General features: G+C 70.7%; 8 protein-coding genes. 1 reads left to right on the top strand and 7 read right to left on the bottom strand.

Annotated elements, in window-relative coordinates; genetic code table 11:
* Positions 1-32: 32 nt before the first annotated feature.
* Positions 33-1187 carry a cation diffusion facilitator family transporter gene (locus BM287_RS13395; protein ID WP_090040617.1) on the bottom strand — a complete coding sequence of 385 codons (1155 nt, stop codon included), beginning with the start codon at positions 1185-1187 and terminating at the stop codon, positions 33-35.
* A complete protein-coding gene (locus tag BM287_RS13390) occupies positions 1184-1564 on the bottom strand; it encodes an ArsR/SmtB family transcription factor (RefSeq protein ID WP_170857553.1) in 381 nt (126 codons plus the stop codon). Before BM287_RS13390 ends, BM287_RS13395 begins: the two co-directional genes overlap by 4 nt.
* 623 nt (positions 1565-2187) lie before the next feature.
* On the opposite strand from BM287_RS13390, the gene BM287_RS13380 reads away from it, so the two are divergent.
* Positions 2188-3705: an outer membrane protein assembly factor BamB family protein gene (locus BM287_RS13380; RefSeq protein ID WP_090040619.1), complete on the top strand. Its 1518-nt coding sequence runs from the start codon at positions 2188-2190 to the stop codon at positions 3703-3705.
* Positions 3706-3717: 12 nt separating this feature from the next.
* On the opposite strand, the gene BM287_RS13375 is transcribed toward BM287_RS13380, so the two are convergent.
* The 5 genes from BM287_RS13375 to BM287_RS13355 all read right to left on the bottom strand — a co-directional run bounded on the left by BM287_RS13375 (position 3718) and on the right by BM287_RS13355 (position 12167).
* A complete protein-coding gene (locus BM287_RS13375; RefSeq protein ID WP_090040656.1) occupies positions 3718-3969 on the bottom strand; it encodes a CsbD family protein in 252 nt (83 codons plus the stop codon).
* 85 nt (positions 3970-4054) lie between these two features.
* Positions 4055-9499 (bottom strand): fibronectin type III domain-containing protein, encoded by a 5445-nt coding sequence (locus tag BM287_RS13370; protein ID WP_170857552.1) that lies wholly within the window; start codon positions 9497-9499, stop codon positions 4055-4057.
* Positions 9500-9593: 94 nt separating this feature from the next.
* Positions 9594-10424, bottom strand: a complete 831-nt coding sequence (gene kduI, locus BM287_RS13365) for a 5-dehydro-4-deoxy-D-glucuronate isomerase (protein WP_090040623.1) — start codon at positions 10422-10424, stop codon at positions 9594-9596.
* A gap of 55 nt (positions 10425-10479) precedes the next feature.
* On the bottom strand, positions 10480-11244 hold the full coding sequence (gene kduD / locus BM287_RS13360) for a 2-dehydro-3-deoxy-D-gluconate 5-dehydrogenase KduD (protein ID WP_090040625.1): 765 nt from the start codon (positions 11242-11244) through the stop codon (positions 10480-10482).
* Positions 11241-12167: a fumarylacetoacetate hydrolase family protein gene (locus tag BM287_RS13355; RefSeq protein ID WP_090040627.1), complete on the bottom strand. Its 927-nt coding sequence runs from the start codon at positions 12165-12167 to the stop codon at positions 11241-11243. The genes kduD and BM287_RS13355 overlap by 4 nt, the downstream gene beginning before the upstream one ends.
* Between the last annotated feature and the right edge of the window lie 28 nt (positions 12168-12195).

Genomic DNA, 12195 nt, shown 5'->3' with positions numbered 1-12195 from the left:
GCGGCACTCCTGCCCCGCGGCCGCCGGCGCGGTCAGTGGCCCGGCGAGACCGGGGTGACGACGAAGTCGTCGAGGGTGCGCAGCTCACGACGGACCCGTTCCGACGCATGCTCGGCCACGTGGCCGGCGTCGTGGAGGCTCACCGCATCGGTCGTGACGATGGCCGACCCGAGGAGGCGGTGACCGGCCCAGCGCAGCTTCACGACGACGACCCCCGTGACGCCGTCGACGCTCTCGAGGCCGCGCTCGACGCGCTCGACCAGCTGCGGGTCCACCGCATCCATGAGGCGTGCACCGACCGCCTTCACGGTGCCCCACAGGAGGACGAGGATGGAGATCGCGATCAGCAGACCGATGATCGGGTCGGCGAGGGGGAAGCCGAGGAGGACGCCGATGGCGCCCAGCACGACCGACAGCGAGGTGATGCCGTCGAGGCGGGCGTGCACGCCGTCGGCCACCAGCGCTGCGGAGCCGATCTTCCGGCCGACGCGGATGCGGTAGATGGCGACGAGCTCGTTGCCGGCGAAACCGATCAGACCGGCGACGATCAGCCACCCCGCGTTCTCCACGGGACGCGGATGCACGAACCGGTCGATCGCCTCCCATCCGGCGATGACCGCCGACAGGGCCACCACGAAGACGATGAACAGCCCGGCGAGATCCTCGGCCCGCCCGTAGCCGAAGGTGTAGCGCCGGGTGGCGAGGCGGCGGCCGAGGACGAAGGCGATCCACAACGGGACGGCCGTCAGAGCGTCCGCGAAGTTGTGGATGGTGTCGGCCAGCAGCGCGACGGACCCGGTGAAGAGCACGAAGCCCAACTGGAGGAGCGTCGTGCCGAGCAGGATGAACATCGAGACCTTCACTGCGGTGACGCCCGCCTTGCTGGCCTCCAGAGCGTCGTCGACCGAGTCGGCGGCGTCGTGGGTGTGCGGGACGAAGAGGTCGTAGAGGAAGCCCTTCACGCCGCCGTGCGGGTGCGGGTGGGCGTGGGGGTGGGGGTGGTCGTGATCATGGTCCTCGTGCGTGTGACCATCGTGGGCGTGATCGTGGTCGTCGTGCGTGTGACCGTCGTGGGCGTGCTCCTCGTGCGCGTGGTCCTCGTGCGCGTGGCCCTCGTGCGTGTGACCGTCGTGCGCGTGGTCGTCGTGGGCGTGGTCGTCGTGCGGGTGGACGTGCGTCCCACTCATGAGGCGGCCTCCTCGGTTGCAGCGGCCTGCGGATGGTGGTGCCGCGGGGTCCCGCCGAGGGAGTGCTCCGCCTGGAAGATCGCATCCGTCACCAGGCGGCTCGCGTGCTCGTTTTCCAGCTTGTAGAACACGCGCTGGCCGTCCTGGCGCGTGGAGACGATGCGGGCCAGGCGGAGCTTGGCCAGATGCTGCGACACCGCGGACGGCTGCTTGTCGAGGATGTCCGCCAGATGGTTCACCGACAGCTCCCCCGCATCCTTCAGGGCGAGCACGATCCGGACGCGCGTCGCATCCGCCAGCATCCCGAACACCTCGACGGCGAACTCGACGAACTGACTGTCCGGGAGACGACCGCATATCGCCTTATCTGCATCCATACGCAGATTAAAGAACAGTGGGCGGCGCAACGCAACTCCGTGCGGGAGGAATCGAAGGAGATCGGATGTCGAATCTCCTTCGAATGGCAGTAGTGAAGGAGATTCGAACGGTATCGGTTCGAATCTCCTTCGCGGTCGCGACATCATGCCGGGATGGTGAGGCCGGCCCACCCGGGACCGGCGAGCTGATTGGAGGCGGCGCCCGGCGGCCCGCCACAGCCGGCCACCTCGGCGATTCGGGCTCGTGCGACGGGGAGTGCGCGTGTTCGGAACGTGTGCGGCCGGGCGAGCAGCCGCAAACGTTACAAACCGCAGCACACGCACCTGAGGTGGGGGCGGGTGCGGGCGGGGGGGGGCGGGGCGGGCGCGAGTGCGGGCGCGGGCGCGGTTGCGGGCCCGCGCGCGGGGACGCGCGCGGGGACGCGCGCGGGGACGCGCGCGGGGACGCGCGCGGGCGCGGGTGCGTGCACGGGGGGCGCGCGCGTGCACCCGGGCGCGCACGGCGCTGGGTCCGGGCGGCCGCCGCGCGACCGGCGCGGCGGCCGGCGCGGCGGCCGGCGCGCCGGCTGCCGCGGCGGCCGGTCGGAGTGGTCCGGTTGCGGCCGCCGGCGTACGCTGACGCCATGTACCGCGGGAGGCGGGGGGCCGTTGGTCGCACCGCGGCTCGCCTCGGGGCGGGCGCGGTCGCGGTCGCGGTCGCGGCCGCGGTCGCGGTCGCGGGTCTGGTCCTGGCTGGATGCTCGCCGTCGGGGCCTTCTCCGGCCACGACCTCTCGTGCACCCAGTGCGCCGTCAGCCTCGTCGCCTTCCCGTCCGACCCCGTCCGCGCCTCCGGCCCCGGTCGCCGTCGCGGTGCCGGGCATCACGGCCTGGTCCTCATACCACGCCGATCCCTCGCGCACCGGGGCCGTGGTCGCCGGCGCGTCGCTCGCCTCCCTCGCGCGGGCCTGGTCTGCGGACCTCGGCGGTGCGGTCTTCGGGCAGCCTGTGGTCGCGGGCGGCCGCGTGTTCGCGGCCACCGAGACGAACCGCGTGGTCGCACTCGACCCGGGCACCGGGAACATCGTGTGGTCGGCCTCCCTCGGGTCGCCGCTGACGGAAGTCGGAGGGGTCGCCGGCTGCGGGAACATCGACCCCCTCGGTGTCACCAGCACGCCCGCCGTCGACCCGGCCAGTGGAACGGTCTTCGTCGTGGGCGAGGTGAGCACCGGTGGAGGAGCGGTGCATCACCAGCTGGAGGGATTCGACCCGGCCACGGGCAAGGTCGTGCTCACGGAGCCGGTCGATCCGCCCCTCCCCAGCGCTGAGGAACCGGTCCACCTGCTTCAGCGCGCGTCGCTCGCCGTCGCGAACGGCCGCGTCTACGTCTCGTACGGCGGAAACTACGGCGACTGCGGCACCTACCACGGCTGGGTCGTCGGCGTGAATGAGACCGGCGCACCCGGTCTCGTCTCCTTCGAGGCGGCCCCGGACGGCCACGGCGGCGCGATCTGGCAGGGCGGCGGTGCGCCGGCGGTGGATGCGGCCGGGAACCTCTACGTGTCGACCGGCAACTCGAACCCGGACCCGCCCTCGGGCGGCCCCGACACGGTCGAGTACGCGGAGAGCGTCGTCAAGCTCTCACCCGACCTGAAGCCCCTGGCCGTCTTCAAGGACACGACCGCGGGCGCCGACGACGACCTGGGCACCGGGAACCCCGTGCTGCTGCCCGGCGGCCAGGTGTTCGTCGTCGGGAAGACCGAGGTCGGCTTCGTCCTCCGCCAGTCCGACCTGTCGGTGGTCGCGACCGTCAGCGGCATCTGCGGCAGCGACCCCGACGGCGGCCCCGCCTACGACCAGGCGGCGAACCGCTTGTTCGTCCCGTGCAGCGACGGCGGCATCCAGACCGTGGATCTCAGCAGAGATGAGGCGGGTCCGCGGCTGGCGGGCGCGAACGGCCCGCCCATCGTCATCGGTGGGACGGTCTGGGCCGCGCGATACCCGGACGGCACGCTCAGCCAGTTCGACGCCTCCACCGGGGCGCTGCTTCAGCGGCTGCCGGTCGGGGAGTCCGTGCCGCACTTCGCGAGCCCGAGCACGGCGCTCGGGCTGCTGCTCATCGGCACGGATACGGGAGTGGCGGCGTTCCACGGGGGCGGGTAGCGCCGGAGGACGCTACTCCAGGTTGCCTCGATCGGCGCCGTCGTACGGGACGTCCGTGTCGTCCGCGCGGTCGGCGCGCGCCTCGTCCGCACTGTCCTTCACGTGGGCTTTCACGTCGGCGACCGTGTCCTTGACGCTTCCTTTCGCCTGCTCCGCCTTGCCTTTGATCACGCGGGACTCGTCGTCGGTGGCCTTGCCGATGACCTCGTCGGCCTTGCCCTTGAGCTTGTCACCGGCCGCGTCGAACTTGTCCTCGATGCCCATGGGGTCCTCCTCCATCGGTCCTGATGCATCCTTCTGTTCCGCGACACGGTACGCGGATCCGGGGCGAAGGATAAGGGTGCCGCAATCAGCGCACCCTGACGGAGAGTTGCCTGCTCGTGGTGGAGCCCGCAGCGTTGGTGAACGTCACCGTGTATGTGTGGGTTCCGGCGGCTGCGCCGGTGACGACCACCGATGCATGCTGCGCGCCGGGGGTGGCGGCCGTCAGGCTGCCCGAACCGATGACCGTGGACCCCTCCCGGAAGGTGTAGGAGGTCGCGTTGGTCCCCCACCACAGGTCCGCCGACAGAGTGAAGGAGTCTGCACGCGGGGAGCTCGCGGAGAGCACGGGTGTGCCGGGCGACGCATCCGTCACCGTCACGGTGAGCGGCCGGGTCGCCGTCGTGCCCTGCGAATTCTCCAGTTCGCCGGTGAATGTGTAGGTGCCGTTCGGGAGGCCGTCGATGGGCACGACCGCCCGCTGGCCGAGCGGCGACATCATCGTGAGGCGGACCGACTTCACCAGCGTGCCGTCCTGGTAGAGCTTGAACAACTGGCCGTTGACACCCCACCACAGGTTCATCGTGACGTCGAAGGTGCCGTCCTTCAACCCGTTGTTCCACCCGTCGTTCGACGAGAGGACCGCCGTGCCCGGAGCCGAGGTCGCGCCGTCGTTCGACGCCACTTCCGGAAGCGTCACCGGGTCCGAGGCCGCGGAGGGCGAGCCCTCGCCGACCTGGTTGACGCCCGTCACGGTGTAGGTGTGCGTCGAGCCGAGGTCGAGGCCGGTGATCGTGCACGAGGTCTTCGACGTCGTGCAGGCCGGGGTACTGGAATCCCCGTCGTACACCCGGTACCCCGTGAACCCGAGGCCCGCTGGGGACGACGGGGCCCACGAGACCCTGATCGACGTGTCGCCGGTCGCGGTGGCCGTCACGTCGGCGGGAGCCGCGGGCTTGGTGATGTCGGCCACGGCCAGCCACGAGATGACGGGCTTCTCGCCTCCCGCGCCCTCGTTGGTGACGACGTAGTCGACGGTGGCCGGCGCATCCAGCGTGAAGGTGAGGTCCTCGGCCAGCGGCGTGCTCGTACCGGACAGCGGGATGCTGCCCTTCGCGAGCTCCGTGCCGTTCACCGATACCGTCTGGTACATCGACCGGGAGAGGTTCCACCACTCGGTGAAACCGCCGGTGAGCGTGTACGTACCCGCGTCGAGGGGCAGGTGATAGGTCAGCCGGGTCGTGTTCTGGTACAGCCCCGTCGAGTACTTGTCGGCGATGTCGGTCGCCGCCTTCGTCACCATCCCGTCGGGGTCGTAGCCCCATTGGCCGGCGGCCGGCTGCGCCTGGTCGACGGTGTCGTTGAGGAGGGTCGGGACCGACTGCTTCACCGCGGTGTACTCCGGCGACGCGACGCCGTTCGTGCCCGCGTCGATGAAGTAGACGAGACCCATCGGGATCACCTCGTACGAGGCGACCACCGGCACCGCGTCGGCGCCGATCGTGCCCGAGACGGAGAGCTTGCCGTACAGGGTGCGCTGCCGCGCGACGGATGCGTCGTCCCAGGTGACCGCCGTGTCCGCACCGTCGACCTTCACCGTGCCGGGCAGCGCATCCTTCAGGCCCAGCGTCCCCTGCACTCCGAGGTCGCGCGGGAGCGTCTGCACGTAGGCGAGCGCAAGCCGCGCGTTGTAGCCGCTCGTGCCGTTCGTGCCGAACTCGAGGTCGACGACCGCGGGCGCATCCAGCGTGATGCGCTGGGCGATCGGGGTCGCCGTCCCGTTCGCGGCCGCCGTCACCGTCGTCGCCGTGCCGCCGTGGACGCCCACCTTCGAGTAGATGTTCGTCGTCAGGCCGGCACGCGGCGCCTGCACCCCCACCACGTTGTAGCTGCCCGCGGGCAGGCTCAGATGGTACGTGACCGGCTTGTTGTAGTCGGCGCCGATGTAGGACGAGCCCCAGTCGGTCGGCGTGCCGGCGGCGAGGGTGGTCGCTGCGGTGGAGTATCCCCAGGTGGAGCCCGCGGTCGTGCCGTCCCACTTCTGGTCGGCGGCGGTGTTCTGGAGGTACGGATCGAGTCCTGCGACCGCTGCATACGCCGACGGCGCGGAGGACGTCGATGAGCCGGAGTCGATGAAGTACGCGAGGTTCGCGGGCACCATCAGGACGACGACGCTGAAGCGCTGGTACACGCCGGCGGAGGTCTTGTCCGTCGTGCGTCCTGTCGCCGTGAAACTCCCGAGCTCGGCCGTCGAGGCGACGCCGGCGAGGGATGCGGCATCCCACGTGACTGCCGCACTCGACCCGTCGATCGACAGGGTCTTCGGCAGCGAGCGGCCGGCTGTGGGCACAGCGGTCATCCCGAGATCGCGCACGTCCGTGCTGACGTCCTTCGGCACGAGTGCGTCGATCGCCGACGTCAGCCGGGCGCCGATCGCGGCGGCACCCTCCGCGTCGAGGCCGAATGCCGACGGGTCGGCGACCGCGGCTCGTGCATCCGTCAGCACCGCGCTCACGCGGGACCACGAGTCCGTGCCCCAATCGTCCGCGTTGAGCGCATCGCCCTTCGCGACCGCGGCAGCGAGCGCGGTCGTGTCGACCTTCGTCGAGTCGGCGTTCGCCGTGATGACGCCCACCGCATCCACGTCGATCGGGCTGGCGTTCGCCGTCGAGAAGACCACGGTGTGCGTGCCGTTCCTCAGGCCGCGCAGCTCGAAGGCGGTGCGCTCGCTTCCGGAGGCGAGGGTCGGCGCGTTCCCGACGACCTGCCTCCCGTCCACGGTGACGTTCAGCGTCGGCTTGCCCGTGTTCGTGCCGATGATGTCCAGGCCGGTGCCGGTGAACGTGTACGTCATCGACGCGCCCTGGCGCGTGCTGTTGGAGGCGGTGCGCTGGTACTCGAACATTCCCTGGCCGTTGACGTTGCTCCAGCCGCTGTCGAACTGCAGGACCGGCGTCGAGCGGTCGGCCCAGCTCGTCTGGTGCATCCCGTCGATGAGCTGCGAGTAGTACGGCGTGTAGCCGGGCACGGTGGTGACCTTCAGGTTGTCGAAGTCGACGGAGTCGAAGCTCGATCCGAGCTGGATGCGGCCGGTCGCCTGGGGCGACGCATCCGTGTACGTGGTGATCTGCTTGCCGTTGATGGATGCGCTGTAGACGGACCCGGCGACGGTCACCGCGAGGGTGTTCCAGACCCCGGCGCCGGACTGGAACGCGACGCCGGCGTCGCCCGCCACGGTGCCGCTGGCGACGGTCGTGCCGAAGCGCGCGAAGGTCCAGGCGCCCGTCGGGTCGACCTTCAGCTCGGCCGCCGAGACATTCTGCCCGTTCGCCGTGCCGCCCTGCTCCCTCGCGCCGATCGTGGCGTACTCGCCGGAGGATGTCGCCTCGAACCGCACGTCGGCCGACACGGTGTAGTCGGCCCAGCGACCGTCGCCGATCGTGGTCTTCGGGTCTCCCGCGTTCCAGGCGCCGCCGGCCATGCCGGGGCCGACCTGCTGGCGCAGCACGCGCCCGTGCGCCGAGTCGCTGGTGGCGACGGACTCGAACGCGCCGTTCGTGTCGTCCGTGTAGCGCGGGGTGGCGCCCTCGTCGGCGGCCGACACACCCGGCGTTCCGGCCGGCTTCGGCTTGGCGCCGCGGCTGTCGAGGTAGGACTCGCCGCTGTCGACGAGCGCACCCGTCGCGGAGTCGTAGGTCTTGACGTCGCCCTCGTTCGCGTAGTCGAAGTCGTCGGCGTAGAGGTACGCGTCGCCGGTCACGCCGTTGGTGTCGCCCGACGAATCCGTGTCGAGCACGTCACGTCCGCCGTCAGCGCCCGTGTATTCCGTGGAGGTCGGCAGCGTGTTGCCGTAGCCCGCCTTCGGCGTCAGGGAGCCGTCCGCCGCCTTCGTGGCGTGGTCGAGCGTCGTCGCGGTCAGCGTCGACCACGGCTTCACGGTGAACGTGTACGACCCGTCGGCGGCCGGCGAGAGCTCGTCGACCGGCTTCAGGTAGTTCGCGTCGTACGCCTGGCCGGCATCCGCCGCCCGCGTCTCCCAGAGCTCCATCGTCGTGTCGTCGCCGAGGTTCAGCCCGTTCGCCGCGATCGTGTAGGTGCGCGTGTATTTGCTGTCGTTGACGATGACCGTCGAGAAGTCGGAGGCATCCGGCGCCGCGAGGGTCGTGTAGGAGGCTCCGCCCGTGCGGGCGCCGCTCGGCGGGTTGCCCGTGCCGAGCTGGCTGGCGGACGCCTGCGGGATCGCCCGCCAGATCCCGGCGGTGTTGTCCGGGTTCTCCCAGCCGAGCTTCGCGAACTGCGTGAACTGGGCGAGGACGTCCAGGCCGCCGTCGTAGTAGGTCCAGCCCGACCACGGGTCGCGGGCGCTCACGAGCTCCTTCGAGGAGTACTGCATGCCGTCGTAGAACGACCCGATCGCGGGCTGGAAGATGCTGAAGGTGCGGTTGGCCGCGGCGAATCCGGTCGTGATCCAGTTGCCCATCTCGAGCGCGCTGTTGGTGCCGCCGAACTGGGTGCCGTTGCCGCCGGCCTCGTCGCTCGCGTTGTTGTTCGGCCGGTCGGCAGAGCTCGAGAAGGTCGACTGGCCCTCGGAGTTCCACACCTCCTTGTCGAACTGCTGCGCGAGCTTCTTCAGGTTGCCGTTGGAGTCGTCCGCGCTGCTGTAGTGGAAGCCGACCACGTCGACGGCGTTGCGCAGCGTCGGGTCCGTCGCCGTCATGGCATTGCCGAACGACAGCGGCGGCGTGCCCACCGTGTCGGCCGCGATGGTCTTGATCCGGTGGAACAGCTGCGCCTCCTCGGCGCTCGCGAAGCCGTCGTTGGGGTCGCCGGCGGTGGCGCCCTCGTACCCCGTGGTGTCGTTGCGCAGCCAGCCCGAGAACGACTCGTAGAGCGACGTGTTCGGGGTGCTGGTCTCGTTCGTGTCGGGGTTGATCGAGTCGACCATGATGCCGTACTCGCGGTACGCGGCGAGGACCGTGTTCTTGAACCAGATGTACTGGTCGGCGTCCGTCGCCACCCACGTCGGGCGGCTCCAGCGCAGGAGGCTGACATGCACGGTGCCCGCGGCCACCTTCTGGGCGTCGGCCGCGAGCTGGAACCCCGGCTCCCGCTGCACGTTCGGGTACTCGGCGCGGGTGCGCATCGTCGCCGCCTCCGGGCCCGTGGACGTGTTGCGGTCGTTGCCCATCTCGATCTTGACGGTGTTCATGATCGGGTTGGACCCGCCGAAGAGCGTCTGGATGAGCTGCCAGTACTTGTCGGGATGCTGCGCCTTGTAGTCCATCAGCAGCGAGCTGGTCGAGTTGCCCGAGAGCAGGCCGAACCCCTTGAAGGTGAGTCCGTTGACGTTCTTGGCGGCTGCGGCCACGTCCGCGCCGTTCACCGTGACGACGACGGGATCGGTCACGGCCGCCTGCGCGACGGCCGGGAAGCCGATGGATGCCGCGACCAGCGCGGCGCTCGCCAATGCGGTCAGGACCGGCCCGCGGATCTTCCGGCCGGACCTCGCGCGGAGCGTCATCGCCTCGGACATCTGTGTCTCCATTCTCCGCCTCCACGATGAGGCGATGTTCTTCTGCGGCTGCGGGATGCGGCCTGCGGGATGCGGCCCGCGGGCCGCATCCCGTTCACGCGAGGTCGGTGACCGGCGCAGCATCCATGTCGTCGAACGTCTGGTTCTCGCCCGCCATCGCCCACACGAACGAATACGCAGCGGTCCCGACCCCCGAGTGCAGCGACCAGCTCGGCGAGATGATCGCCTGCCGGTCGGCCACGACGAGATGGCGGGTCTCCTGGCGCTCACCGAGGAGGTGGATGACGCGCGCGTCCTCCGGTACGTCGAAGTACAGGTAGCACTCGGTGCGGCGGTCGTGCGTGTGAGCGGGCATGGTGTTCCACATGGAGCCGGGGTGCAGCTGCGTCACGCCCATGACGATCTGGCAGCTCGCGATGCCGTTCTCGTGGATGTACTGGTTGAGAGTGCGCCGGTTGCTCGTCAGCTGGTCGCCGAGCTCCCGCACGGTGCCCTCGCCCGGCGAGACCAGCGCGGCCGGGTGGCTCGTGTGCGCCGGAGCGGAGAAGAGGTAGAACTGCGCCGCGTCGCCGGCGAACGACACCTCGCGGATGCCGCGGCCCAGGTACAGGCAGGCGCCGTTCACCAGCTCGTACACCTCGCCGTCCGCCGTGACCGTTCCTGTGCCGCCGACGTTGACGATGCCCAGCTCGCGGCGCTCGAGGAAGTAGTCGCTGCGGATCTCGGGGTAGCCGCTGAGCTCCAGCACACCCCCGGCCGGAGTCGCGCCGCCGAGCACGATGCGGTCGTGGTGCGTGTAGGTGAGGCGGATCTCGCCCGGGACGAACACCTCCGGGACGAGGTATGAGTCACGCAGCTGCTGCGTCGTCATGCCCGGGATCTGGGCAGGGTTGGTCGCGTAGCGCTGCTCGATGGGGGTGGCCATGATGCTCCTGTTCGGATCGGCGGATGGTGTTCGGACCGGAGGATGCCGGCGGAGGTCAGCGGACGAGCCAGCCGCCGTCGACCGGCACGACGGCGCCGGTGACGTAGGCCGCGGCATCCGAGGCGAGGAAGACGAAGACGCCCTGCAGGTCGGCCGCCGTGCCCCAGCGCCCGGCCGGGATGCGGGAGACGATGGATGCCTCGCGTTCGGCATCGGCGCGCAGGGCCGCGGTGTTGTCGGTCGCCATGTAGCCGGGCGCGACGGCGTTGACCGTGACCCCCGAGACGGCCCACTCGTTGGCGAGTGCTTTCGTGAGCCCCGCGACCGCGTGCTTGGACGCCGTGTAGGCGGGAACGAAGACGCCTCCCTGGAAGGACAGCATCGATGCGACGTTGATGATGCGGCCGCTTCCCTGCGCGATCATATGGCGGCCTGCGGCCTGCGAGAGGTGGAAGACGGCATCCAGATTGACGGTGAGCACATCCTCCCAGTCGCCGGCCGGGTACTCCACCGCCGGGGCGCGGCGGATCGTGCCGGCGTTGTTGACGAGGATGTCGAGCCCGCCGAGTTCGGCGACGGCCTCGGTGACGGCGTCCGCGAGCTCCTGAGGAGTTGCCGAAGCGAAGTCGCGGCGGATCGGGTGCACCCGGCGACCGAGCGCGCGGATGCGGTCGGCCGTCCCGGACGCATCGCCCCGGTCGAGGAGCGCGACCTCGGCGCCGGCTTCGGCGAGCGCGATCGCGGCGCCCTGGCCGATCCCGCGGCTCGAGCCGCTCACGAGGGCGACCTTCCCGTCCAGGCGGAACGAATCGAGGATCATGCGGGGACCTCCTGCGGGGTGCCGGTCGTCGAGCGAGCGGGGTACGAGCGCGAGGGTGCGTCCGGCGCGGCCACGAAACGGGTCGTGAGCTCTCCGATCCGGGAGATGCGCACGGTGACGGCGTCGCCGTCCGCGAGCGGCCGGTGCGCCTGCTGCGCCCCGGGGAGCTTCTGCGGCGTTCCCGTCGAGACGACATCGCCCGGCTCCAGGGTCAGCACCTGGCTCAGATGGTGGATGACGAACGCCACGCTGAAGATCGTGGTCGAGGTCGACTGCGAGACGGTGACGACGCCGTCGCGGACCACCTCGACGAGCAGCTCCTGCGGATCGGGCACCTCGTCGGGCGTGACGACCCACGGCCCGAGGGGCGCGAACCCGTCCGAGCACTTGCCGAGGGCCCATTGGCTCTGCCGCCGCTGCCACGCCCGGTCGGACACGTCGTTGAGGATCGTGTACCCGCCGACGTGGCTGAGCGCGTCTTCGATCGGGACCCGCTGGGCTCGCCGCCCGATGACGATCGCGACCTCGCCCTCGTAGTCGACGTCGGTCGCCCCGGGCGGGATCACGACCGGGGCGCCGGGACCGGCGAGGGTGTTCGGCGTCTTGACGAAGACGTCCGGCCACTCCGGGTCGTTCGCCGCCGGGTCGGCGCCGTCGGGCACGTGCCCCCGGTAGTTGTAGCCGAGGCACAGGATCTTGCCCGGCGTCACCGGCGCGGCGAGCGCCGCACTCGCGAGTGCCGGCAGGGAGGCGGCATCCGCCGTCTCGACCGCCGCACGCACCTGCGCCAGCAGGGCGTCGTCCGCGAGGATCGTCTCGACGCGCGGCGCGATCCCGGACAGGTCGAGCAGGCGATCGCCCTCCGGGCTGGAGACGACGACGGCGGGCCGATCTCTCCCCTCCCGGTAGGTCACGAGGCGCATGACGGCTCCGGCTCCGAACGTGCCGGGC

The organism is Leifsonia sp. CL147 (assembly GCF_900114565.1).
Taxonomy (GTDB): Bacteria; Actinomycetota; Actinomycetes; order Actinomycetales; family Microbacteriaceae; genus Leifsonia.
The sequence above is the reverse complement of the archived record's forward strand: the minus strand, read 5'-3'. Positions and strand labels throughout refer to the sequence as shown.